Source organism: Nodularia spumigena CCY9414, assembly GCF_000340565.2.
Lineage (GTDB): Bacteria > Cyanobacteriota > Cyanobacteriia > Cyanobacteriales > Nostocaceae > Nodularia > Nodularia spumigena.
This window is the reverse complement of record NZ_CP007203.1, coordinates 1,631,917-1,656,366: the sequence shown is the minus strand read 5'-3', so window position 1 is coordinate 1,656,366 and position 24,450 is coordinate 1,631,917. Positions and strand designations below refer to the sequence as shown.

21 protein-coding genes are annotated in these 24,450 nt (G+C 43.0%); 14 read left to right on the top strand and 7 right to left on the bottom strand.

All coding sequences use genetic code 11. The features are described 5' to 3' along the window. Positions 1-142 precede the first annotated feature (142 nt). Positions 143-652, top strand: a complete 510-nt coding sequence (gene apcB / locus NSP_RS07250; RefSeq protein ID WP_006197272.1) for an allophycocyanin subunit beta — start codon at positions 143-145, stop codon at positions 650-652. A 198-nt stretch (positions 653-850) separates the two neighbouring features. On the opposite strand, the gene NSP_RS07245 is transcribed toward apcB, so the two are convergent. Beyond that, entirely contained in the window at positions 851-1,354 is a 504-nt protein-coding gene (locus tag NSP_RS07245; protein WP_006197271.1) for a hypothetical protein, read from the bottom strand. Positions 1,355-1,610: 256 nt separating this feature from the next. Here NSP_RS07245 and NSP_RS07240 point away from each other — a divergent pair, with 256 nt between their 5' ends. Further along, positions 1,611-5,468, top strand: a complete 3,858-nt coding sequence (locus NSP_RS07240) for a HEAT repeat domain-containing protein (RefSeq protein WP_006197270.1) — start codon at positions 1,611-1,613, stop codon at positions 5,466-5,468. Between the two features lie 71 nt (positions 5,469-5,539). Further along, positions 5,540-6,352, top strand: coding sequence for a TlyA family RNA methyltransferase (locus NSP_RS07235; protein ID WP_006197268.1), 813 nt, complete (start codon positions 5,540-5,542; stop codon positions 6,350-6,352). 119 nt (positions 6,353-6,471) lie between these two features. Here NSP_RS07235 and NSP_RS07230 read toward each other — a convergent pair whose 3' ends face one another. The 3 genes from NSP_RS07230 to NSP_RS07220 all read right to left on the bottom strand — a co-directional run bounded on the left by NSP_RS07230 (position 6,472) and on the right by NSP_RS07220 (position 8,925). Next, complete coding sequence (locus NSP_RS07230; RefSeq protein WP_006197267.1) at positions 6,472-6,744, bottom strand: Calvin cycle protein CP12; 273 nt, start codon at positions 6,742-6,744, stop codon at positions 6,472-6,474. 276 nt (positions 6,745-7,020) lie between these two features. Continuing rightward, the gene (locus tag NSP_RS07225; RefSeq protein WP_006197266.1) at positions 7,021-8,370 is read right to left on the bottom strand and encodes a GTP-binding protein; all 1,350 of its coding nucleotides are present in this window, start codon (positions 8,368-8,370) and stop codon (positions 7,021-7,023) included. Positions 8,371-8,520: 150 nt separating this feature from the next. Then, positions 8,521-8,925: a hypothetical protein gene (locus NSP_RS07220; RefSeq protein WP_006197265.1), complete on the bottom strand. Its 405-nt coding sequence runs from the start codon at positions 8,923-8,925 to the stop codon at positions 8,521-8,523. A gap of 572 nt (positions 8,926-9,497) precedes the next feature. Here NSP_RS07220 and NSP_RS07215 point away from each other — a divergent pair. The 3 genes from NSP_RS07215 to bicA all read left to right on the top strand — a co-directional run bounded on the left by NSP_RS07215 (position 9,498) and on the right by bicA (position 13,742). After that, positions 9,498-10,916 (top strand): SulP family inorganic anion transporter, encoded by a 1,419-nt coding sequence (locus tag NSP_RS07215; RefSeq protein ID WP_006197264.1) that lies wholly within the window; start codon positions 9,498-9,500, stop codon positions 10,914-10,916. 116 nt (positions 10,917-11,032) lie between these two features. Then, positions 11,033-11,896: a universal stress protein gene (locus NSP_RS07210; protein ID WP_017803935.1), complete on the top strand. Its 864-nt coding sequence runs from the start codon at positions 11,033-11,035 to the stop codon at positions 11,894-11,896. A 178-nt stretch (positions 11,897-12,074) separates the two neighbouring features. After that, the gene (gene bicA, locus NSP_RS07205) at positions 12,075-13,742 is read left to right on the top strand and encodes a bicarbonate transporter BicA (protein ID WP_006197262.1); all 1,668 of its coding nucleotides are present in this window, start codon (positions 12,075-12,077) and stop codon (positions 13,740-13,742) included. A gap of 175 nt (positions 13,743-13,917) precedes the next feature. On the opposite strand, the gene NSP_RS07200 is transcribed toward bicA, so the two are convergent. Together NSP_RS07200 and NSP_RS07195 are read right to left on the bottom strand one after the other, a co-directional pair. Next, the gene (locus tag NSP_RS07200) at positions 13,918-14,244 is read right to left on the bottom strand and encodes a hypothetical protein (RefSeq protein WP_006197261.1); all 327 of its coding nucleotides are present in this window, start codon (positions 14,242-14,244) and stop codon (positions 13,918-13,920) included. 110 nt (positions 14,245-14,354) lie between these two features. Next, complete coding sequence (locus NSP_RS07195; protein WP_006197260.1) at positions 14,355-14,990, bottom strand: TetR/AcrR family transcriptional regulator; 636 nt, start codon at positions 14,988-14,990, stop codon at positions 14,355-14,357. A 627-nt stretch (positions 14,991-15,617) separates the two neighbouring features. Here NSP_RS07195 and NSP_RS07190 point away from each other — a divergent pair. The 5 genes from NSP_RS07190 (at position 15,618) to NSP_RS07170 (ending at position 20,629) form a co-directional block, all read left to right on the top strand. After that, the gene (locus NSP_RS07190; RefSeq protein ID WP_006197259.1) at positions 15,618-16,823 is read left to right on the top strand and encodes an ABC exporter membrane fusion protein; all 1,206 of its coding nucleotides are present in this window, start codon (positions 15,618-15,620) and stop codon (positions 16,821-16,823) included. Between the two features lie 53 nt (positions 16,824-16,876). Beyond that, a complete protein-coding gene (gene devC, locus NSP_RS07185) occupies positions 16,877-18,049 on the top strand; it encodes an ABC transporter permease DevC (protein ID WP_006197258.1) in 1,173 nt (390 codons plus the stop codon). 109 nt (positions 18,050-18,158) lie between these two features. Then, positions 18,159-18,899 carry a DevA family ABC transporter ATP-binding protein gene (locus tag NSP_RS07180; protein WP_006197256.1) on the top strand — a complete coding sequence of 247 codons (741 nt, stop codon included), beginning with the start codon at positions 18,159-18,161 and terminating at the stop codon, positions 18,897-18,899. A 119-nt stretch (positions 18,900-19,018) separates the two neighbouring features. Further along, a complete protein-coding gene (locus NSP_RS07175) occupies positions 19,019-19,963 on the top strand; it encodes a M23 family metallopeptidase (RefSeq protein ID WP_006197255.1) in 945 nt (314 codons plus the stop codon). Between the two features lie 123 nt (positions 19,964-20,086). Continuing rightward, positions 20,087-20,629 carry a late competence development ComFB family protein gene (locus tag NSP_RS07170; protein WP_017803932.1) on the top strand — a complete coding sequence of 181 codons (543 nt, stop codon included), beginning with the start codon at positions 20,087-20,089 and terminating at the stop codon, positions 20,627-20,629. 385 nt (positions 20,630-21,014) lie between these two features. Here NSP_RS07170 and NSP_RS07165 read toward each other — a convergent pair whose 3' ends face one another. Further along, positions 21,015-21,761 (bottom strand): L,D-transpeptidase, encoded by a 747-nt coding sequence (locus NSP_RS07165; RefSeq protein ID WP_231859551.1) that lies wholly within the window; start codon positions 21,759-21,761, stop codon positions 21,015-21,017. A 299-nt stretch (positions 21,762-22,060) separates the two neighbouring features. Here NSP_RS07165 and NSP_RS26235 point away from each other — a divergent pair, with 299 nt between their 5' ends. The 3 genes from NSP_RS26235 (at position 22,061) to NSP_RS07155 (ending at position 24,090) form a co-directional block, all read left to right on the top strand. Further along, positions 22,061-22,213 carry a hypothetical protein gene (locus tag NSP_RS26235; protein WP_006197252.1) on the top strand — a complete coding sequence of 51 codons (153 nt, stop codon included), beginning with the start codon at positions 22,061-22,063 and terminating at the stop codon, positions 22,211-22,213. 447 nt (positions 22,214-22,660) lie between these two features. After that, positions 22,661-23,317 (top strand): sigma-70 family RNA polymerase sigma factor, encoded by a 657-nt coding sequence (locus tag NSP_RS07160; RefSeq protein WP_042202444.1) that lies wholly within the window; start codon positions 22,661-22,663, stop codon positions 23,315-23,317. 158 nt (positions 23,318-23,475) lie between these two features. After that, positions 23,476-24,090, top strand: coding sequence for an anti-sigma factor family protein (locus NSP_RS07155; protein ID WP_006197250.1), 615 nt, complete (start codon positions 23,476-23,478; stop codon positions 24,088-24,090). The last annotated feature ends 360 nt before the right edge of the window (positions 24,091-24,450 follow it).

Here is a 24,450-nt window from a genome sequence, read left to right as displayed (position 1 = left end):
CATAGAATCCTTAGATAGCGGATGAATTGTTTTTGTGCCGCATCATATTTTAAATAAAATACATGGCACAAAAATTTACTGGTGCATAAATGCAACCAAATTAATATCAAACCATAGATAGCATTAATTGGGAGAAGAAAGAATGCGTGATGCAGTTACAAGCTTGATTAAGAATTATGACGTTGCTGGACGGTATTTTGACCGGAATGCAATTGACAGCCTAAAAACTTATTTTGAAAGTGGCACAGCACGGGTAAAAGCGGCGGCGGCGATTAACTCGAATGCAGCAGCGCTGGTAAAACAGGCTAGTGTTAAGTTATTTGAAGAACAGCCTGAGTTGATTCGTCCTGGCGGAAATGCCTACACAACTCGCCGTTATGCGGCTTGTCTACGGGATATGGACTACTACCTCCGCTATGCTACCTATGCTTTGGTTGCGGGTAATATGAATGTGTTGGATGAACGTGTACTCCAAGGATTGCGGGAAACTTACAATTCTTTAAGTGTACCTATTAGCCCGACGGTTTTTGGTATCCAGATTCTCAAGGATATGGTAAAGGCACAAGTTGCCGCCGCAGGTATTGCTGATACTGCCTTTGTGGATGAACCTTTTGATTATATGACTCGTGAGTTGAGCGAGAAGGATATTTAGTATCTAGCCCTAGCGATGAGAAATCGCGGGACAACAAACCCATTCCGTATTGGCGGATAATTCTGATATCGCACTTTGGCTTTTTTGACAAGGTGCGTTTACTTTTTTTAATAATAAAAGCAGGGTAGGCTTGAGAGGAACCCCTCTTCTTCCGTTCCGGCTTTTGTTCCGCCGACAAAATCAGCGCACCGGGAGTAATTATTGCAAAATATTAGGTGCGATCGCACCTATGATCAACAGAAAGAAAATCTCTAGGATGTAGCTCACGAAAACACTACGATTGAGCAGACCATCCCACAGGTAGCCTTGACGTTTAGCAATTGGCTGACGCTTGTGTGTATAAGCCCAACTGCCATAAATACCAGGGCTTTTCAACTTGTATTTATCAGTCAGAATATACTCAATTTCGGCAACACGGGGATAGAAACCGCGCTGAAAGTGTTTCCATTGACTTTCGAGAATCCAGAAAAATAAGGGAATAGAGCAACCTATTAAGGCGATCGCACTGGCGATGGGTTTTTGCTGTAACATCAAAACTAACACACCCCCAGTCCCAGTAATTCCCAGGGCTTTAATCACCCAAATCTGCTTGTTATAGTCTTCTATCGTATTTTGCAGAAAAAAATATTCCTGTTTGAGCAAGTCTAATTCAAAATCATCGAGAGATTTAGGCTGGGGTTCAGTTGGTAATAGGTTAGACATGGGTGATGGCAGAGTTCACTGAGATTAAATTAGCACAATTCGTAGTTAGAGAACAAAAAAGAAAAAAGATCCCCGACTTCTCAAAGAAGTCGGGGATCTGAGCCTCTCTGAACTGCTGATTCTTATTTAATAAAATCTAAACTCAGATAATAAGTTACAATTTCACTCAGTAAGGTCAAAAATACACCGTTACCACGGGTTAGATCAGCAACATTTAATCTTTCCCTAACGCCAACATCTCACTATTACACACCCCATGAGCAACTGGAATGACTATCTCACATCACTCAGCAATGATTATGCCCAATGGTGGAATGATTACACGCTGACGGATGTAGTGGGACAGCAGCGAGTTGAGCAGAATAAATCGCCCCGGCTGCTAGATTTTACAGTGGTGGTATTGCCCACTAAAGAGGAACGGAGCGAAGCCCAGGAGAAAACTGAGCGTTTAGATGTATTGGCAGGGTTGCGGAAATATGCTCAAGAACACGTCTTACTGGTAGGGCGGCCAGGTTCGGGGAAATCAACGGCGTTAGTGCGGTTGTTATTAGAGGAAGCGGAGAAGGCGAGATCCCCCCTCAATCCCCCCTTAGAAAGGGGGGAAGCCAAATCTTCAGAATCCCTTTTGTTAAGCAGGGCAGATAAAATTAGTGGCGAGTCATTCAGCCACAATAAAGCCAAATCTTCAGAACCCCCCTTTTTAAGGGGGGCAGGGGAGATCATCCCCGTGCTGGTAGAGTTGCGCTATTACGAAACCTCAGTGCTGGATTTAATTCGGGTTTTCTTAAAGCGCCATCGCCTACTGTTGGACACTGCAACCATAGAAAAACTGTTATTTGACGGGCAATTCCTCCTGTTGGTGGATGGTATCAACGAATTACCCTCAGCAACAGCACGACAAAATTTATATACATTCCGGCAAGACTACGAAAAAAGCACGCCGATGATATTCACCACGCGGGATTTAGGCGTGGGGGGCGATTTGGGCATTACCAAGAAGCTGGAAATGCAACCCCTGACAGCAGAACAGATGCAGCAGTTTGTCCGCGCCTATTTGCCAGAACAGGGTGAGCAGATGTTGCAGAACTTAGGCGACAGGTTGCGGGAGTTTGGAGAAACGCCGTTGCTGCTGTGGATGCTGTGTTCATTGTTTGAACCCGCAGGAGACATCCCGGCAAACTTGGGTTTGGTGTTTCGCAAGTTTACCCAAATCTATAATGACAAACTCAAGCCAGATATCCAAGTTACAGATGAGTCTCGGCGGTGGTGGACTCGATTATTAGAACATTTGGCATTCTACATGACCACAGGGGATAAGCGGACAGAATTAAATGTTGCCATATCCAGGTTAAAAGCAGAGGAAGTTTTAACCCAGTTTTTGCAAGCTGAGAAATTTGATAAACCACGCGACAGAGCATTAGAATGGCTGCAAGATTTACTCAAGCATCACTTAATTCAAATTGGAGCAAATGACAAAATTGAATTTCGCCACCAACTAATTCAGGAATATTACACCGCCGAATGTTTGCTCAAGCAATTACCAAACCTCAATGATAACTGTCTCCAGCGAGAGTATTTAAATTATTTGAAATGGACTGAACCCCTGAAATTAATGCTGGAATTGGTGGATGATGGGGATGGGGCGCAGGCGGTGCAAGTGGTGAACTTAGCCTTAGAGGTAGATTTGCAGTTAGGGGCAAAGTTAGCAGGTGCTGTAAAGCCAGAATTCCAACAGCAAACAGTTGATTTAGTTGCTGGGTTAGAAATTCCTCTATTATTTAAAATTACGCTTTTAGGTTTAACAAAATCTAACAAAGCGATTCCTGGATTAATTAAATTGCTCGAACATGAAGACTCCGATGTGCGTTGGAGTGCGGCATTAGCCCTGGGAGAAATCAAATCAGAGGCAGCGATTCCTGGATTAATTAAATTGCTCGAAGATGAAGACTCCGATGTGCGTTGGAGTGCGGCATCAGCCCTGGTAAAAATCAAATCAGAGGCAGCGATTCCTGGATTAATTAAATTGCTCGAAGATGAAGACTCCGATGTGCGTTGGAGTGCGGCATCAGCCCTGGGAGAAATCAAATCAGAGGCAGCGATTCCTGGATTAATTAAATTGCTCGAAGATGAAGACTCCGATGTGCGTTGGAGTGCGGCATCAGCCCTGGTAAAAATCAAATCAGAGGCAGCGATTCCTGGATTAATTAAATTGCTCGAAGATGAAGACTCCTCTGTGCGTAGGAGTGCGGCATTAGCCCTGGGAGAAATCAAATCAGAGGCAGCGATTCCTGGATTAATTAAATTGCTCGAAGATGAAGACTCCGATGTGCGTTGGAGTGCGGCATCAGCCCTGGTAAAAATCAAATCAGAGGCAGCGATTCCTGGATTAATTAAATTGCTCGAAGATGAAGACTCCTCTGTGCGTAGGAGTGCGGCATTAGCCCTGGGAGAAATCAAATCAGAGGCAGCGATTCCTGGATTAATTAAATTGCTCGAAGATGAAGACTCCTCTGTGCGTAGGAGTGCGGCATTAGCCCTGGGAGAAATCAAATCAGAGGCAGCGATTCCTGGATTAATTAAATTGCTCGAACATGAAGACTCCTCTGTGCGTAGGAGTGCGGCATTAGCCCTGGGAGAAATCAAATCAGAGGCAGCGATTCCTGGATTAATTAAATTGCTCGAAGATGAAGACTCCGATGTGCGTTGGAGTGCGGCAGATGCCCTGGGAGAAATCAAATCAGAGGCAGCGATTCCTGGATTAATTAAATTGCTCGAACATGAAGACTCCTCTGTGCGTAGGAGTGCGGCATTAGCCCTGGGAGAAATCAAATCAGAGGCAGCGATTCCTGGATTAATTAAATTGCTCGAAGATGAAGACTCCGATGTGCGTTGGAGTGCGGCAGATGCCCTGGTAAAAATCAAATCAGAGGCAGCGATACTTCAGATTATGAATCTGCTAAAAAATCAAAAATTTGTGTCAGCAAATAATGGAGATACGCTGCGTTATGCAGTACAAGCACTGGAAGCAATACAAGAAAACTGTCAATACTATAAATGTCTAACTCAACCAAAACCCTTACCATCTCTTCCCTCATCCCAGCCTAAAACTTCCCTAATGTACATTCTCCACCTCTCAGACCTACACTTTGGCACACCTGACCAAGCTAAACTTTGGTCTAACCAACTAGCAATTGACTTGCAACAAGAACTCGAAATTCCTCACCTTGATGCCCTCATTCTCTCCGGCGACATCGCCGACAAATCAACCCCCCCAGAATACGCAGCAGCCCAACAATTTTTTGACGAACTCCGCCAAGATTTCCCCCTCCAACCTGAGCAAATTATCATCGTTCCCGGCAATCATGACCTCAATTGGTCACTAGCAAAAAAAGCTTACCAATTAATTGACCGTGATGACTATAAGGGAGAACTGACGCAAGGTGAATATATAGAAGAAAATGCCAGTGTCATTCGTGTGCGAGATGAAGAAAAATACAAAAGACGATTTGAACACTTCAGCAACTTCTACCAAACTATCAAAAACCAACCCTATCCTCTAGACTATGACCAGCAATACACCCTCGACCATTTCCCCAACCAAAACCTGCTCATTCTAGGGTTAAACTCCGCTTGGCAATTGGATCATCATTACAAATCCCGTGCCAACATTAATATGAATACACTCAGCAACGCCCTCACAAAAATTCGCCGCCAAAAAGAATATGAAAACTGCATCAAAATAGCAGTATGGCATCATCCCCTAGATAGCGCCTGGGATGACCGCATCAAAGACCAAAGCTTCATGGAACAGTTAACCGTCGCAGGTTTCCGCTTCTTCCTCCACGGACACGTCCACCAAGCCCAAAAAGGCTTTAATGAATACGACGCAGAACGAGGACTATTCCGCATCTGCGCGGGAACATTCGGCGCACCCACCCACGAACTCACTACCGCCAAAGGTTGGCAATATCACCTAATGAAGTTGGAAAATAACACCCTCACCGTCCGCAGCCGCAAACGCGAGACAGAAAACGGCGCATGGGAACCAGATAATTGTTGGCGACAAGGTAGGGGTCAAGGTTCGTTAGATTCTTATACAATTACATGGGAATAGAAAATTTGGTTAACCGTGAAGAAATTATTCATTTTGCTTTAGATTTGATATTACCAGGAGAATCAAGTTAATTGGTGAAGCAGCGACTCGATACATTATTAGTAGATTTAAATTTATGTAGTTCTCGCGCCTTAGCACAGCGATTAATTCAGGCGGGGGAAGTGACTGTAAATCAGCAGGTGGTGGATAAGGCTGGGACAGAAGTTGATACTGCGGCTCAAATTAAGGTGAAAGAGCGATCGCGCTTTGTGTCTCGCGGAGGTGAGAAACTGATAAAGGCTTTGGATGCTTTCCCTATCTCCACCACCGGACGCATTTGTTTAGATGGGGGAATTTCTACAGGCGGTTTTACCGATTGCTTGCTACAAGCGGGAGCAAAACAAGTTTACGGCATTGATGTCGGTTATGGACAAGTTGACTGGGGTTTAAGAAATGATCCACGGGTGATTTTAAGAGAACGTACCAATTTACGCAATCTCACACCCGAAGATTTGTATAGTGAAGCTGACGAGATACCTGATTTGGCGGTGGTGGATGTATCGTTTATTTCCTTAACTAAGATTTTGCCGGCTTTGTGGCGATTAACTAAATCTCCCAGGGATGCAGTCTTGCTAGTTAAACCACAGTTTGAAGTGGGAAAATCCCGTGTTGGCAAAAAAGGCGTTGTCCGCGATCCTCATGACCAAGCTGATGCTATTTTCCAAGTTTTGCAAGTAGCTTGTCAATTAGGATGGAAATACAAAGGTTTAACTTGGTCGCCGATTACTGGCCCGGCTGGAAATATCGAGTATCTTTTATGGTTAGGAATGGAAAGTGACTCACCACCGCCTGATTTAGATGCAATTAAGCAAATGACGCAATCAGCAATTGCTAATTTAGCTTAAATCGGTGAACAATAAACATTTATCACGCCGATTTAGTCAGGAATTTCGACCGAATTACGTCTCTTAACTGATAACTGATAACTGTTAACTGATAACTGTTAACTGTTAACTGATAACTGTTAAACATCGTAGATTAGGCATTCTATGGCTTCTGGATGGGTTTCACAGTAAGTTTCCAAAGCAGTTTTGCGGTGTTTTGCTTGCTGCTGCTGGTGCGCTTTTTCAGCTTGTAATTCTTCGACGATATCCCAAGCTACAGCACAGCTAGCTGAATTATCTCCGTCTACGTTGCAGGTTTCACGAGCTTCCACAATAGATTCTAGGATAGCTTCATCAAGGGTTGTAGTCCCGTTGTTAACAGCAGATTGGACGGCTTCTAGGGTTTTTGTCATGATATTTTCACCTGTGTTGAGTGAGATGAACATTGACTGTAAGCTTCAGATGATCTCAAAAGCTTATACTTCCAGTGTAGATAGGCTGATCAAAAGCGTCTGGTAGTAAACACCGTAAAATGAAGGTAAAAAATCCCAAAAAATCAAATTTCTGTTGGGAGTTTTGCCTTGATTTTTATTTCCATCATTTTCTCAATTTTGCATCGGAAATTGGTAATTTAGACCTGTTGTCATCAAAATTTGATGGAAAATGATTTCATCAATATTTTTGATTAATTATTGATACTTTGCGCCTAATTCCTGTTGCAAGCGATACAGAATTGTCTGGTGGTCAACCTGAGATAAAATTTCTGCAATTACGGTACTAGCTCCTAATTGTCCCCAAGTACAACCTTTTTCTAAATATACTTGGGCGGCTTTACCGACTGTGTATGCACCATAACCTGCAATCCCAGATTGCGCGATCGCAGTCCCAGCGTAAGCAGTAATATTCAGAGGATTTTCACCACTGGCAATAACAGCCGTACTTTTACCTAAACCTAGCATCACACTACTACCTATTTCTCCTAACAGCAAACCACCAGAACTAAAGAAAATCGTCTTTAAAATTTTGCTGGCTTCATAGCTAGTCATAGGTAAGCCATATAACCGTGCGAGAGAACGAATCAAAGCTAAGTCGGCGATCGCACCACAGATGACATCTAAAACAGGTACAGGATTTAATCCTACTGCCAATGCTTTATATTTAGTAAATTTCCAAATAATATTTTCAGCTTCTTTGTCGCGGAAGTTCATAGTCTTTTGTGCGATCGCCTCTTCTGCATCCCGTGCTTGAATCAGTGCATTTAAAGCCAAAAGCGATCGCCCTTCCCGATTCAAAATATTTAAAATTGTCTGCTGAAGTTCCTCCACCTGGGGCTGTAGTGTCTCCCATTCATAGCTGACACGACCATCCGGCCACTCAACCCGTACTTCCATCGGTGCTGGTTCCGCCGCCACCATAACAATTTCATCAGGTAATAAAGGCTTGGCTTGGGGATGTCCTGCGCCTAGTTGTTGCAAATTATCGTAAATTGCGGAACGGTCTGTTTCTGGATATAAATCGATTTTGTTAAATACCAAAATCAGTGGCTTTTGGGCTTTTCGTAATTCCAGCAACCCTCGATACTCAGTCCGCGTGATATCACCCGAAACCACAAACAAAATCAAATCCGCCTGACGCGTCACTTCTCGCGCCATTTTTGCCCGTGTATCGCCTCCAATTTCATCTAATCCAGGGGTATCAATTAACTCTACTAATACCTTACCTCCTGGCTGCCAACGCACAGAACGCGGCCATTGGGTGACACCATTTAGAGGGCCTGTTTGGAGAATCTTCTCTCCTAGCAAAGCATTTAACACTGCTGATTTTCCCCGACTCACCAAACCAAAAGCCGCAATTCTAATTACATTGGAGTCTAGTTTGTTGAGTGTAGAATTCAACGCGTCTAATTCCGGTTTCAGCAAGCCTACCAATTGAGGGTTTGAGGAAAACTTTCCTGACTTGCGGAGATATCCATACCAAGACAGCGCTTGTCTGAGACTAGCACGGGCGCGGTTTAAGTGAGTTTCTTGGAGATTACGCACGAAGTTAGATTGATTCAAGGTTGAACAAACAACAGGCTACATTTCCATTTTGCTCTAATTTCTCGGCTTTTAGCACCGCATGATGTCTAACCTTTGGTGATCATTGTATAGTCAGCATCTTCATTCACCCAATCTAAAACTGTTTTTAGACTATTTCTCGCCTGGCTTGTAAATTTTGTGAGGATATTTCTTTTCAAAATAAGCAATAGCAGCTTCGCCAAATGCCTTAACCGCAGAAGCACCAATCGCTGGTTGAACAACTTGCCCGATAACAGGAATAAATCCTACTATACCACCGCCAACTCTAAACAGTAACTGCCCTCCACCCATTGCTATAATTGCTGCGGCTATTGCTCCGGCTCCGCCAGCCGGAATTAAATCAACGTTATATACTGAGGCAATCCGAGTCACAACAGCTGCCTGTACAGCAGTTAAACTAGTATTAAAGGCGATCGCACCGATGAAAGGAACACCACCAGCCATTCCTGCTGCGGCTCCACCACCCATCATTAACCAGAGTTCCTCTCTGGCTTGGTCACGGCAAAATTTAGGCATAAAAATATATAACAGTAAGAACAGCATCTCATAGTTAAAATACCCAAATATTGCTCTGAAATAACTGTCCAAGAATAATATTCATTATATTTTTATTGCAAATTGTAACAACCCCATGATATGGTAATTATCAATAAATCAAAGCTCTTGTAAGTGTTCCGTAGTCAGTAGGTTCGGGTAATGTCGCAGGTAACGATCTCTTCGGTAGCCTTAAATAGTTGGGATTGTCCACCTTAAAGTGCAGCCTTAGCCTTGCCGTAATTAATCAGAAATGAAAGCAAGTCTTCCAGGAAAACAGGCGAACTTTCATTCAGTTTTGCAGCGATTCCCATTCCACGAGTTTAGCCTGTGAATTTGGCTTTTTATGTCTGTGTGAACTATTGACCTACTAAGCGTTCTGCATACTGTCTGACTCTGCAAATCAGTATGGTACTTGCGAAATCTTGTTGAGAGGTGAACTATTTGCAGTGCGCCAAAGTATTGTTAATTTTACATGAATAACGGCGCAAGGAGGAGACTTGAACGGAACTATTTTGAGGCGAGAGTGGTTTTTTAACACTCAGCGAGACATTATGGCTGGGGCTGTTGTGGGATTAGCCTTGATTCCAGAAGCGATCGCTTTTTCCATTATTGCCGGAGTTGACCCCAAAGTGGGGCTTTACGCCTCATTTATTATTGCAGTCATGACAGCCTTTTTAGGCGGCAGACCGGGTTCAATTTCAGCCGCTACAGGCGCAATGGCGCTACTCATGATTGATTTAGTCAAAGATTATGGTTTGCAATATTTATTAGCCGCCACCTTGTTAACCGGAGTCTTTCAAATTCTGTTTGGGTTTCTAAAACTGGGTCGCCAAATGAAATTTGTCCCCAGGGCGGTAATGATTGGCTATATCAATGCGCTGGCGGTGTTAATTTTTCTCGCCCAGTTACCCCAACTGACCAATGTCCCGCCCACTGTATATATACTGACTATACTTTCTTTGGGGATTATTTATATACTACCTCGCTTTACCAAAGCAGTCCCCTCGCCCTTGGTAGCTTTAGCGGTGATGACTATAGCCGCAATTTCCCTGAAATTAGATGTTCCCACCGTTGGGGATATGGGCGAACTACCCACCACTTTACCGTTCTTTGCACTGCCCCAAGTGCCGTGGAATCTGGAAACATTAAAGATAATTCTGCCCTATTCTTTCACCTTAGCGATCGTTGGTTTATTGGCTTCCTTATTAACGGCGGCTTTGGTAGATGAACTCACCGATACACCCAGCGATAAAAACCAAGAAGCCAAAGGACAAGGAATTGCAAATATTGTCACTGCCTTTTTTGGCGGTATGGCAGGATGTGGGATGATTGGACAATCGGTGATTAATGTCCAGTCTGGTGGACGAGGGAGACTGTCAACCCTTGCATCCGGAATTTTCCTGTTAATTGCCATTTTGTTTTTGCAAGATTGGGTGAAGCAAATGCCCATGGCATCCCTAGTTGCTGTCATGATTATGGTATCAATTGGGACATTTCGCTGGTCTTCTTTAAAAAATATTTCCCGCATCCCCCGCACTGAAACCGCCGTCATGTTGACAACAATGTTTGTGACGATTTTCACTCGTAATTTTGCCTTGGGTGTAGTCACAGGTATTGTTATGAGTACGGTGTTTTTCTCCAGCAAAATTGCCCAATTGGTATTTGTGGATAAAGTGCTGAGTGAAGATGGTTCCCATCGCATCTATAAAGTCGTCGGACAAATTTTCTTTTTATCAAGAGATGAATTTTTGGCATCTTTTGATTTTACCGAACTCATTGAGCGTGTCACCATTGACTTAACTCATGCTCACCTCTGGGATCAAGGAGCAGTGGAAGTACTTGATAGAGCAATCATGAAATTTCGCCGTAATGGTGCAGATGTAGAAATCATTGGACTGAATGAAGCTAGTGCTACTTTGCTGAATAAATTAGCAACTTCTCAAAAAGCCGCTACTCTCAAACAAGAGTAGTAGAGCCATCATCAAGGTGTTGAGGAAATGGTAAAATTGCCAAACCAATTCACAGCAGACTTTTGACTTTTGCTATATGTTTACCTTCTAATCCAAAACCAGGGACTCAAACCATCATGAAAAATATTTTACTTTGTACCGATGGTTCTGCATTTGCGAACAACGTTTATAAATATGGCGCTTGGTTTGCTCGTCAATTTCATGCTAACATCAATGTTTTATTTGTCACTGATATTCGCAGTAAACAAGTAGCTTCTACTGGTAACTTAAGCGGTAGCATTGGGCTTGGTGCTTCTGAAAATTTGTTGCATGAATTGGTGGAGTTGGAACATAAAAAAGCCAAGCTAAATAATCAACGAGCGCGTTTAATTTTGCAAAATGCGGGGGAAATTCTCAAAAACCAGGGAATTAGAGATGTTCAGTTAACCAATAAAACCGGATTTCTGGTAGATTGTTTTCATGAATTTGAACAAAATTCAGATTTAATTGTTTTAGGTAAACGGGGAGAAGGGGTAGATTTTGCATCTGCTCATCTAGGAGCAAATGTAGAGCGAATTGTTCGTACTACAAAAAAACCATGTTTAGTTACCCCGCTTGAATATAAACCAATTGAGAAAGTTTTAGTTGCTTATGACGGCAGTTTAACAGGGAAAAAAACACTACAATTTTTAGTAAATTCTTCTTGTTTCCAAAAATTAGAAATACATTTATTAAAAGTAACTAAAAAGGAAACATATCCCAGGGCGGAGAATAGAATAAATGAGGGTAAATATATTTTAGAAGCAGCAGGTTTTAATCTCATTTCTACGATTAGAGAAGGTGAAGCAGAAGAGGTTATTAATCAATATATTACTGAGCAAAATATCAGCCTTTTACTTATGGGAGCGCATGGACATAGCCGCATCCGTGATTTAATAATTGGTAGTACGACAATTCAACTCCTGAGAAGTAGTAATATTCCTGTATTGCTGTTTCCTTAAGAAGTTGTTAATCAAAGTGATTTTTGATAATTTTATGTCTCCATTGATTTCCCTGATTACCCCTTAAATAGATGATTTTGACATAAAATCTCTTGTCTTTAGGACTGGAGTTTTAGAAATAAACTCTGACTCCGTTGAGTTGAATTAATTGCAATTGTTTAACAGAGGAAAATCTTTCGTGCAAATAACCAATGAAATCCATTTTCGTAACGTCCAAGGAGATATTCTTGGCGGTTTAACGGCGGCGGTGGTGGCCTTACCGATGGCATTAGCTTTTGGTATTGCTTCTGGTGCGAGTGCTGCTGCTGGGTTATGGGGAGCAATATTAGTCGGATTTTTTGCCGCTTTGTTTGGTGGTACACCCAGCCTGATTTCTGAACCCACAGGCCCCATGACCGTAATTGTCACCGCCGTGATTGCTGGATTAACAGCTAATAATCCCGAAAATGGTCTGGCAATGGCATTTACTGTGGTGATGATGGCAGGAGTAGTTCAAATCCTGTTTGGGGTATTGCGATTGGGGCGGTATATTACCATGCTGCCCTATAACGTGATTTCTGGATTTATGACAGGAATTGGCGTAATTCTGATTTTTTTGCAAATCGCACCCTTCTTGGGGCAAGAAACGCCTAAAGGTGGTGTAATTGGTGTCCTGCGGAATCTTCCGGATCTAATTGCTAATATCAGTCCTCTGGAAACTCTCTTAGGAGTGATCACTTTAGTAATTCTGTTCTTATATCCGGCGCGATTCAAAAAGGTTCTTCCCCCCCAATTGGTAGCGTTAGTTATTGGGACGGTAATTTCTCTGTTTTTCTTTCGTGGTGTGGAAATTCGCACTATTGCCACTATTGGCGAAATTACTCCGGGTTTGCCTAACTTCCAGATGCCCACTTTTACCCCGGAAAATTTGCAGTTAATGTTTGTTAACTCCGTGGTATTGGGAGTGGTGGGTTCTATTGATTGTTTGTTAACTTGTGTCGTATCTGACAGTCTCACCCGTACAGAACACAAATCTAACAAAGAATTAATCGCTCAAGGTATTGCTAATTTAATTACTGGCTTATGTGGTGGGATTGCAGGTTCTGGAGCAACAACGGCGACTGTAGTTAATATCCAAGCTGGTGGACGGACTGCATTATCTGGTATCAGTCGGGCTTTATTTCTGTTAATTGTGGTTTTGTGGGCGGCTCCCTTAACTTCTGGGATTCCTCTGGCTGTATTAGCTGGGATTGTCTTAAAAGTTGGGATTAATATTATTGATTGGGGCTTTCTCAAAAGGGTTCACAAAATCTCTTGGAAGGCGGCTGGAATTGTCTATAGTGTGGTACTGCTAACGGTGTTTGTCGATTTAATGATCGCCGTAGCTGTGGGGGTATTTATTGCGAATATCTTGACTATTGAGCGCCTTGACGAACTGCAATCTAATTCTGTGAAGGCGATTACTGACGCTGATGATCAAATTGTCCTGACTCCGGAAGAAAAAGAACTTTTAGATGCAGCTAATGGGCGCGTTTTGCTGTTCCATCTCAGTGGACCGATGATTTTCGGTGTTGCTAAAGCTATTGAGAGAGAACATCGGGCGATCGCTAATTATGATGTTTTGATTGTGGATTTAAGTGAAGTTCCGGTACTGGGTGTCACTTCTTCTTTGGCGATTGAAAGTGCCATTCAAGAGGTGATTGATGCCGGACGGGAAGTTATCATTGTCGGTGCAACAGGAAAGGTGAAAAATCGCTTAGAAAAGTTAGGTATTGCTGGTTTAATTCCCGGAAACCACTGGATGGGCGATCGCTTGAATGCACTCAAAGAAGGGTTAGATTTGGTTCAGTCAAAAGCAACGCTCTAGCAGCCATGAATCAAAACCTAATCAATAGAGTGATTACCTAAAATTTACCCGCAGAGGCGTAGTAAAATACGCCTCTACATAACTATAGTATGTCATTAGTCCGAGTAAAAACTCCGCGAACCTCTGCGCTAACCTCCGCGAACCTTTGCGTTAAAAAAAACTCCAACTTTTAGCCCTACCACCAAAGGCGATTGCCATTTTCATCTACTCGTGCTTGGCGAATTACATCAGAAATTTCTTCTGCATCTCTGACATGATGCAGTGCCTTTTTTGTCCCGTCAGGGTATTCGACAACGAAGTAAGTCGGGACTGTAATCTGGTCGCCTGTGATATCTGGTACATCCACAGCTACTTGTTTGGCCTTCTCTTCGAGTGATTTCGATTCCTCAATTACATCTCCCGGATTTGCTGTTAAGTTTCTTTCCTTGGCTGTTGGCTCTTCTCGTGAATGCCAATCTTGACTTACTGGCTGATTTATTTGATTTTCTAGTTTCTTAACCATGATATTTTTTCAAATGAAAATTTATACATCTACTAAGAACAATCTAAAAAATCACAGACATAATGAGTTCCTTCTTCCGAAAGAGTTGGCAATGAAGATTCATCAGTAGGTTAATCAGCACAATTAACAATCAAGTGTGTCAAGGCATCTATTAAGCGATCGCTTTCCATTGGTATAATCTCTTTACCATGCATAATTTCTTGCGTAATCACGAAATGCACCAACGAGCCAATGAGAATTCTGGCTGTTGCCTCTGGATCAGGTATCTTTAATTCTGGGTGAGAAGCTAAATATTTAGTGATAGTCTCAATGGCTGGTTTTGCAATGCTGTAAATAAATACCTGCGATAATTCCGGAAAACGTGCCGACTCTCCCATTAACAGCCGCTCAAATGACTGATATTCTTGATCGTTAACCATCTGATTCAATGCTGTGGCGGCTAATCGGCGCAGCACAACATAGGGTTCTCCCTTGAGGGGTTGCGAACCCAATATGGAATAAAACTGCTTTCTGGCAAGTTTCTCAATTAATGCTTTAAATAATCCTTTTTTATCGTGAAAGTGACTGTATACTGTGGCCTTAGAAACCCCAGAGGCTTCTGCTACCCGATCCATGCTAGTGGAAGCATAGCCATGAGCTAAAAATTCCTGCATCGCCCCTTGCAGAATTTTTTCCACTTTATCTATTTTATCTGCTTTATCTGCTGAATTTGAGCGGTCAATCTCTCCAACTTTTGGGCGTGCCATGTTCAAATAGTCCTTATTGTATACCTCTTGAGGCTAGGGCATCGGTCACTTAATTTTGGATTTTGGATTTACGATTTTGGATTAACCTCTCCTTATAAAGAAGAGGCTTAAACATGGAAAACTTTTTGTTTTTCTTCTGCGTGAACCCAGAGGCTTGAGACCAAATATTTTAGATTTCAGATTTTCATTTAATCCAAAATCTAAAATCTAAAATCTAAAATCTAAAATCGCTTCGGTGATGATTTTCCCTTCATCCCCATTTCTTGGCGATATCGCTTGACTAAACTAGTCGGTTTAGTATAATTCTATTATAGAACTAAACGGTTTAGTTTTGTCTACCCCAGATCATTCTGCTCGTGACTGGTAAGAGGCAGAGCGGCTGGGTGCTGGGTGCTGGAAAGAAGAGGAAAAGTCATTTCCAACTCACCCCCGCTCCGGTGCTCCGGTGTTCCCTTTCCTCTTGCATATGTCTTTTGAAAAACCGATGATTATGTCCAAAATTCAGGGAAAGCATGAGATTTTTTTCTCTGGTGAGTGATAAAAGAGAGTTAGGCGGGACATTTACCAAAATTTAATTTTTGCTCATTTGAATCAGCTTATTTGCAATTGCTTCAAAGGTATGCTATCGTGCAGAACTCAAAGCTAGATCGATCAATATCTCCCCAATCAATTTTACGTCCGCCCTTTTTTATCGCTATCATTGTATCTTTAACTGTAATTGGTAGTAGTGTTTATACGGTATTAAAATTTCAGGATACATTAAATCAGAAGGCTCCAGCACCAGCAGCACTACTACCTGAGCTAAAAACAGTAACAGCCCTTGGACGTATTGAACCACAAGGAAAAGTGATTAAACTCTCTGCTACCACATCAACCGAAGGCAGTCGGGTAGAGGAACTTTTAGTGCGGGAGGGGGATAGGATTAAAGCAGGGCAGGTGATAGCGATTTTAGACAGCCGCGATCGCTTGTTAGCGGCCTTGAAAGAGGCTGAAGAACAAGTGAAAGTAGAACAGGCAAACTTAAACCGCATTCAAGCAGGTGCTAAACGGGGAGAAATTTTAGCACAATCCGCCACAATTGCTCGCTTGGAGGCAGAACGCCAAGGTGATATTGCTGCCCAAAAAACCACATTAGCTCGATTGCAAGCCGAAGTGCGTCACGCCGCAGCCGAAGAGCAACGCTATCAAGCCCTGTATGAAGAAGGAGCCATATCTGCCTCTCAAAGAGACAGCAAGCGTTTAACACTGGAAACAGCCCAAAAAAATCTGCAAGAGGCACAAACACAGTTAAAGCGCACCGAGTCAACCAGCCAGCAACAAATTAAAGAAGCTATAGCGACACTAGATCAGATTTCGGAAGTGCCGCAAGTGGATATTGCAGCGGCCATAGCCGAAGTAAATCGTGCTATAGCAGCCATGAAGCGGACACAAGCAAATCTAGAACAAGCTTATGTGCGATCGCCTCAAGATGGACAAATATTCGAGATTCACACCCGCCCAGGCGAATTAATCTCAAATGAAGGTATTGCTGAGATTGGGCAAACCAGTCAGATGTACGTAATTGCAGAGGTGTACGAAAGTGATATTGGCAAAGTTCATCCAGGGCAGAAAGTGCAAATATTTGGTGATTTTCTCGCGATTGAATTGCAGGGAACAGTTGACCGTAAAGGCTTACAAGTGCGTCGGCAAAATGTGATTAACACTGATCCAGCTAGCAATATTGATAACAGAGTGGTAGAAGTTTATATCCGGCTAGATGAGATTTCTACTCAGAAAGCTGCCAACTTAACCAATATGCAAGTCAAAGCAGTAATTCAATTGTCCAATTCGTAATTCGGAACACATTATTTTCTCGCGTCTCTATTCAGGATGTTGCACTTCATATGATGGGACTAATCAGACAAATGCGGCGGCGCACACCTCTAGGATGGCTGCAATTGAGTCATGAAAAGAGCCGTTTACTGGTAGCATTGTCAGGGATTGCCTTTGCGGATGTGTTGATGTTCATGCAGATGGGCTTTCAGACGGCGCTATACGACAGTAACACGAGACTACATCGCAGTTTGCAAGCAGATATTGTTTTGACGAGTCCCCAAGCCCGAAGCCTGCAAAATATGCCCCCATTTTCGCGACGGCGGCTTTATCAGGCTATGGATATCCCTGGAGTCTACTCAGCAGAAGCAATGTATGTCAACAACATCATTTGGAAAAATCCCCAAACACGCCGCCAGACATCGGTACAAGTCATCGGTTTTAATCCAGATCAGCCAGTTTTTGATTTACCGGATGTGAATCGACAATTACAGTCAATTAAGCTACCGGATACTGTTTTGTTTGACCGCAGTGCTAGGGGAGATTACCAAAAGGCGATCGCTCAAATTGACGCAGGTCAAAAACTCACCACCGAAATTGAAGGGCGGACAATTACCATTAGTGGTTTATTCACTGTGGGGGCTTCTTTTGGTTCTGATGGTAGCTTGATGACCAGTGATCAAAACTTTTTACGCTTATTTTCGAGACGACCAGCCAGCAGTATCAGCTTAGGTTTAATCAAGGTAAAACCAGGTTATGACCCCAAACAGGTAGCGATCGCTTTGCAAGCATACCTCAGAGATGATGTCAGCGTCATGACTCACGCCGAATTTATTGAATTTGAAAATAACTTTTGGCGAACAAACTCCCCCATTGGGTTTATTTTTAGCCTGGGTGTCTCAATGGGGTTTGCAGTGGGAGTAATTCTGGTTTATCAAGTTCTTTCCACTGATGTCAATGCCCATGTCAGGGAATACGCGACCTTTAAAGCTTTGGGATATCGCAATTATTACCTGCTCAGTGTCGTCTTTGAACAGGCTTTAATTTTAGCAGCATTGGGATTTATTCCCGGAGTAGCAGTATCCTTGGGACTTTACCAAATGACTCGCACGGCGACAAATTTGCCGATGTATATGACAGCAATTCGCGGATTGCACGTACTAATTTTAACCATAATTATGTGTTCAATTTCTGGGGCGATCGCCACCCGGAAACTACGATCTGCTGACCCGGCTGATATGTTTTAGTGAAATGGAGTGTGGGGAGTGGGGAGTGTGGGGAGTGTGGGAGATGTGGGAGGTGTGGGAGGTGTGGGGAGAAGACGGTAACTTCCTAATGACTAATGACCAATGACCAATGACCTTTATTTACACCCACCTACTTATGGTTCCAGTTATTTGCATCCAGAATCTCGATCACTATTTTGGACAAGGTTCACTTCGTAGGCAAGTTTTATTTAATATCAATCTGGAGATTAAATCTGGTGAAATTATTATTTTGACTGGGCCTTCTGGTTCTGGTAAGACTACTCTACTGACCTTAGTTGGGGCGTTGCGTTCTCCCCAGTTTGGGAGTTTGCAGGTTTTGAACAGGGAACTTTCCGGTGCTAGTGCAGAACAATTAGTGCAGGCGCGACAGCATAACGGTTATATTTTCCAAGCACACAATCTGCATGGTAGTTTGACAGCACTCCAGAATGTGAGAATGGGTTTGGAACTGCACAAGCATATTGGCCCACGAGAGATGCAAACTCGTTCGGCCCTGATGCTAGAACAGGTAGGCTTAGGAAATCACCTTGATTATTATCCTGATAAATTGTCGGGAGGACAAAAACAACGAGTTGCGATCGCCCGCGCTTTGGTGAGCCATCCGCCACTGGTTTTAGCAGATGAACCCACTGCGGCTCTTGACAGTCAGTCAGGTCGAGATGTGGTCAACCTGATGCAAAAACTCGCCAAAGAACAAGGTTGTACAATTCTCATGGTGACTCATGACAATCGCATTCTAGACATTGCTGATCGGATTGTTCACATGGAAGATGGCAAGCTAGTCAATGGCTCTCCCATGAAATTTAAAATTTCCCAAACATCCTGCTAGAAAAAATCATGGTACATCTACCGAGGTTCCGAGGTGCGTTTTCCGTGCCTGGGAATTTTATTTTGTTTGGTATATATGATATGACATTTAGCAGAAGTAAGAGATTGTGTTATAGCTCTATGACTATTGATCATCAAAATCAAACTAGAGAATCTGACAAGAAATTGTCTTATTTTAGTTTCAAAAGCCCGAAACCCAAGAGCCATATAAAAAACTTATTCATCGGCATATTTGCATCTGTCTTGGTTGTCATCTTGGCTTTACCTGTAAATGCTTTGCAAGCACAGGTGACTCCCAGTAATCCTCAGTTGGGTGATACCTTATCTGTGGTGATTAACGTAGATAATCCAACCAATGGTAGTAATCCCACCGTGGCTGTAGGTGAAAATTCTTATCCAGCATTTGTGATCGCCCCCAATAAATATCGGGCTTTTATTCCCACCACTCCACTGGATAAACCGGGAACCATCACACTGAAGGTTTCAAGAGATGGTCAGGTGCAAAACTTGGCAGTGAATTTGCGTAATCGTACCTTTCCCACACAACGGATTAATTTACCGCCGGGGAGCGCTGGGGTGAGAGCCACAGAACATGAACTCCAGCGTGTCGCAGCTTTCAAAAAAATCCAAACACCGCAAAAGCATTGGAATGGTCCACTCCGCCAGCCAAATGCAGGGCGGATTACGACAATCTATGGTGTCCGTCGCTACTATAATGGAAAATTTGCTGAGAATTACTACCATCGTGGCGTTGACTACGCTGGTGCTATGGGTTCACCCGTAGTTGCCCCAGCAGATGGAACAGTTGCTTTGGTAGGTACAGTATCCGAAGGGTTTCGGGTTCACGGTAACACAATTGGCATTGACCACGGACAAGGAGTAACCAGCATTTTATTACATCTTAATGGCATTAAGGTCAAAGAAGGCGATTTCGTGAAAGCTGGTCAATTAGTTGGCACAGTGGGTTCCACAGGCGCTTCTACAGGACCGCATTTGCACTGGGGTTTATATGTCAATGGGCAATCTATTGACCCAGTACCCTGGAGATTTGATGGAGTCGATTAGTCACAAGCAAATTGATGCCGCCGTTTTTCCATAAAATATATACTTTTTGCCGATAATTAGGGAAAATGAATTGGATTGATACCGTCCCTACCCTGCTTGGTTAGCGTAAAAATAATGAGCGTTATGAGTATTGAAAAAATTGTAGAACAAGCTCTCCAGGATGGTTATTTGACACCAGTCATGGAAGCCGAAGTTGGAAGAATCTGTGATAACGCATCGGAACTCTCAATTGAAGAGTACATGGCGCTGGATAGACTGATGGGGGCATTATTGACCGGTGAGGTAGTGGCGGTACCTCGCAAACAATTCATTAACGTCATGGAAGAATTGGTACTGAGTGAGGCGATCGCCAGAGCCGCAGAAATTGAAGCCACCAGCGAAAAATCCTTGGATGTGGGGGATATAGCCGCTTACGCCCTCAACCGCTTACCACCCTTGTATGCGACTACAGAAGAAGGTGCTAGCTACCAACGTCTACGGGCGAAGGCAGAACTCCAAGATTTAATTTCCCTGCAAATTAGTGAGTCTATAGGACGTAACCTCGACCAACCAAACGACAATAAAACACCAGTCTCGGTCAAAAGCACTGGTAATGAAGTTATGCGCCAAGTCAGTAATTTACTCAGTGTCTACGCACCCAACTTTGAGCAAAAATCTCAGTTTTAATAGTCATTTGTCCTTAGTCATTAGTCATTAGTCATTTGTCCTTAGTTAAGCACACCCACGATAGCTGGCGTTGTGTAGCCAGGGATATGCTTTGAATAACAGTCCTTAGTCTGTGAGTTTTTCCTCTGACAAAGGGCGGGGTATGCACCCTCAACAACTAATACAATGACCAATGACCGAAGCGATTTTAGATTTTAGATTTTAAATTTTGGATTAAATGAAAATCTGAAATCTAAAATATTTGGTCTCAAGCCTCTGGGTTCACGCAGAAGAAAAACAAAAAGTTTTCCATGTTTAAGCCTCTTCTTTATAAGGAGAGGTTAATCCAAAATCGTAAATCCAAAATCCAAAATTAAGTGACTAATGACCAATGACCAATGACTAATTAATCACGCACTGATATAAGTGTGCCAACGTTTACCTGCTCATATAATAACCGGACATCATCATTACGCATTCTTAAGCAGCCATGAGAGATAGCAGCTCCTAACAAGTGTGTATCTGGTGTGCCGTGAAAGCCAATTTCATTGCGTCCATCTGACCAAAAACCAATCCATCGCTCTCCCAAAGGACTATCAGCACCTGATGGAAATACTTTACCAGTGATTGGGTGCTGCCAAATCGGATATTTTTGCTTATCGGTGATCCGGAAAGAACCTGTAGGAGTTTCCCAACCTTCCTTACCGATAGCAATTGGGTAACTGGCTATGACTTCACCTCCCTTGTAAACATAGGTACGGCGATCGCTTAAATTCACCACGACTTCTGTCTGAGATGATGTTGGGGAAGACAAACCCTGGGAATTCTGCCTTTGTCCGGGAAACAGCGCTCGCATTTTTGGCAATAACTCCGTAGATCCGGCGGAATTTTGGCTGACTGCACCCGACATATTCCCAACAGAATTTCTCTGGACATCTGGCTGGTAAGTGGGTTTATTCACAGATGTAGACGCGCCCGCAGCAGTTTTACTTCCACTCCCCAAAGCACCCGGCGACGGACTTCCGGCGGCGGAAGCTGACTGCTCAAACTGGGCTTGAGTTGTCGTCATGCGCCAGTGGACAGCTAGCGATAAGATAGCTGTGCCAAAACAGAGAAACATGAATATACGCGCTAGAGATTCATTTCTTACCATTGCTATCGCCTATTGTTTATCCGTTCATAATTTACTAACGTTTGCTAACAAACTGAAATCTTCTTGCTTCATCTGATTAACCCTGACATATCCAGTTGACTAATTGGTTCATGAGTACATCCAAAATTATCAATAATTTATAATTACTTATCTGTTCTCTTATAACTCTGCCAATACTTTTGGGCAAACTAATACTATCAGGATATTTTGGCACAAAATTCTTAGGGAAAAATTTTATTCACTCAGAACACTCACAGTGCATAAAATTCATCATTAATGGTGTGGGTGAGAGAAAAATCATGTTTGAAAGATTATTCCTAGCAGTCATAATTACATTTTCCCTGAATTTCTTTTTTCAAGTCCGCATACTCAATTCCACTCATGCTGGTATTAATGATCCACAACAGACAGAAACATCAACCACAATTATGGTGGACAATCCGCAAAAATAACCTTTTTTGTCGCTACATCTGCCTACATTAACAGTTGTATTTGAGAACCACAGGACTGAATCGCCTCTTGCTACAAACCAGGCATAACATATGTTCTGTTTTTTTTGACATACTCCCCGAGCGTCGCGGACGGGGATTCTTCACGCTTGAGTGAATTAAAAATCCTTCTCCCTTGCTCCCTGCTCCCTGCTCCCCTGCCTCTTCTGGTCAGATAGTGTTGATTGCACAAGTGTACGTAAATCTACTAAATTTTCACCAGGGATTAATAATAGCTAAAAACACAGCTATATAATTAGTAGGAGTCAAAATAGACTTGTGCGGTAGCTATTAATTTCCCTAACTTTATATACCACCATGTACCAGTCATAAATCCGTCACTGCTGGCAGGAACATTGCGCCCATTAGCTTGTCTAATAGATAGGGATGATTCAAAATTCAGTACGATCTATGAGCCAATCGATTACTGTATCCTGGTCAACTATTGATGCAAGATACCCAGAAGCATCGGTGCCAGTTGACAAACTATCTAATCACGATCTGATTTTAAGCTGTCAAGTCGGACTGCGCCCAGACCGTGCCGCGTTTGCAGAGCTATTGCGCCGCTATCAAAGTCAAGTTGATCGAGTTCTATACCACCTGGCTCCAGATTGGCCTGACAGAGCCGATTTGGCTCAAGAAGTGTGGATTCGAGTGTATCGAAATATTAACCGATTACAAGAACCAGTCAAGTTTCGGGGCTGGTTAAGCCGAATTGCTACCAACTTGTTTTATGACGAGTTGCGTAAACGCAAGCGGGTAGCCACTCCCTTGTCTCTGGATGCTCCCCGCACACTCGAAGACGGTGAAATGGATTGGGAAATTGCTGGAGATACTCCCGGACCAGAGGAAGAACTGACCACTAGAGAATTTTACGAGCAACTGCGAGAGGCGATCGCGGATTTACCAGAGGTATTTCGGACTACCATTGTACTCAGAGAAATCGAAGGTATGGCATACGAAGAAATTGCCGAAATTACTGGTGTTTCTTTGGGAACAGTCAAATCCAGAATCGCCAGAGCTAGATCCAGATTGCAAACTCAGTTGCAAAATTATTTAGATGCCTAATTTACAAAATCTGCTGATTGGCTAATAACTAAATTTTAAGCCTGTTTTGTGAATTTTAATTTAATCTGAAAGTTCTGCTCCCATCGGCTGGAAATTCCCGCAATTTATCCGGATTTCTCGTTGACTTTACCCGCATATGAATTGGTAATAATGCTACAATGAATACTAATTCTCCATTTGATGATCATTTCCCTTGGCTAAATCTTCAAGATTTTTCCGATGGGACAGGTCAGCATACCAATGAATCAACGGGTGCTATGGATATGGTGAAGCGCGATCGCTTCGAGTTATTAAGTGCTTACCTCGATGGAGAGGTGACAGCCTCCGAAAGCAGGCAAGTTGAAGAATGGCTGAAAAACGATGCCTCAATTCAATGCCTGTATAACCGACTACTAAATCTCCGGCGGGGCTTGCGGACTTTCCCAGTCCCAGCAGCCCAACAGCCGCCAGAAGTCACAGCCGTGCAAGTATTACAGCGTGTGCGCCGCCGCTCCCGTCCCATTTGGGCATTGGGAGGAGCCGCCGTTGCTGCTTGTGTTATCGGTGCTGTATCTGGTTTGCTACCAGGCGGTGAATTCAAGACACTGCAACTGGCGCAACAACCAGTAGAGCCTACACAAGGCACGACAAAGCCTGTAGCTTCAACTTCTCCCCTAATGGTGGCATTAAATAACCCGGTAATAGCAATTCCCAAAGCAGCAATAGCCTCTCCAGAGCAGTCAGTTAATCTGGAGCAGCCTGTACTAGGGGAAATCGACACAAACATCAATTAATCGCCATTCTACTGAGCGGGTTAACTAAACTTGCTCCACCATCCATCTGGTTGAGCAAGTCCTAAGTTGACAATTTCATAGACAAAACTATACTTATATTGACAAAAATCAATATATATTTTAGGAAAAAATCAACTACTTGATATATAATACGGTGATATCAAGTATTGAATTGAGACTATTGCCGACGCGAAAACCAAGCAATGATGGTGGTAGTCTTTTTCAGAAACTTAATTGGAACACAATCGCGTCTGGCGTAAGGCGTAGAAAGTCTACTGAGGGATAACTGCTCCCATGCTCCCGTTGAAGTAGAAAGTAAAGTCTAGTTTTGTCTAGGTTTTATATAGCAGCAACATTTCC

What these genes read in the sequence shown, in the direction of transcription:
- NSP_RS07195 (WP_006197260.1), bottom strand. Translation starts at nt 14,990, where the DNA reads ATGGCACGCCCAAAAGTTGGAGAGATTGACCGCTCAAATTCAGCAGAT.
- NSP_RS07210 (WP_017803935.1), top strand. Translation starts at nt 11,033, where the DNA reads ATGAAAAATATTTTACTTTGTACCGATGGTTCTGCATTTGCGAACAAC.
- NSP_RS07220 (WP_006197265.1), bottom strand. Translation starts at nt 8,925, where the DNA reads ATGCCTAAATTTTGCCGTGACCAAGCCAGAGAGGAACTCTGGTTAATG.
- NSP_RS07215 (WP_006197264.1), top strand. Translation starts at nt 9,498, where the DNA reads ATGGCTGGGGCTGTTGTGGGATTAGCCTTGATTCCAGAAGCGATCGCT.
- NSP_RS07180 (WP_006197256.1), top strand. Translation starts at nt 18,159, where the DNA reads ATGACCTTTATTTACACCCACCTACTTATGGTTCCAGTTATTTGCATC.
- NSP_RS07240 (WP_006197270.1), top strand. Translation starts at nt 1,611, where the DNA reads ATGAGCAACTGGAATGACTATCTCACATCACTCAGCAATGATTATGCC.
- NSP_RS07245 (WP_006197271.1), bottom strand. Translation starts at nt 1,354, where the DNA reads ATGTCTAACCTATTACCAACTGAACCCCAGCCTAAATCTCTCGATGAT.
- NSP_RS07155 (WP_006197250.1), top strand. Translation starts at nt 23,476, where the DNA reads ATGAATACTAATTCTCCATTTGATGATCATTTCCCTTGGCTAAATCTT.
- NSP_RS07165 (WP_231859551.1), bottom strand. Translation starts at nt 21,761, where the DNA reads ATGGTAAGAAATGAATCTCTAGCGCGTATATTCATGTTTCTCTGTTTT.
- devC (WP_006197258.1), top strand. Translation starts at nt 16,877, where the DNA reads ATGGGACTAATCAGACAAATGCGGCGGCGCACACCTCTAGGATGGCTG.
- NSP_RS07200 (WP_006197261.1), bottom strand. Translation starts at nt 14,244, where the DNA reads ATGGTTAAGAAACTAGAAAATCAAATAAATCAGCCAGTAAGTCAAGAT.
- NSP_RS07230 (WP_006197267.1), bottom strand. Translation starts at nt 6,744, where the DNA reads ATGACAAAAACCCTAGAAGCCGTCCAATCTGCTGTTAACAACGGGACT.
- NSP_RS07160 (WP_042202444.1), top strand. Translation starts at nt 22,661, where the DNA reads ATGAGCCAATCGATTACTGTATCCTGGTCAACTATTGATGCAAGATAC.
- NSP_RS26235 (WP_006197252.1), top strand. Translation starts at nt 22,061, where the DNA reads ATGTTTGAAAGATTATTCCTAGCAGTCATAATTACATTTTCCCTGAAT.
- apcB (WP_006197272.1), top strand. Translation starts at nt 143, where the DNA reads ATGCGTGATGCAGTTACAAGCTTGATTAAGAATTATGACGTTGCTGGA.
- NSP_RS07170 (WP_017803932.1), top strand. Translation starts at nt 20,087, where the DNA reads ATGAGTATTGAAAAAATTGTAGAACAAGCTCTCCAGGATGGTTATTTG.
- NSP_RS07175 (WP_006197255.1), top strand. Translation starts at nt 19,019, where the DNA reads ATGACTATTGATCATCAAAATCAAACTAGAGAATCTGACAAGAAATTG.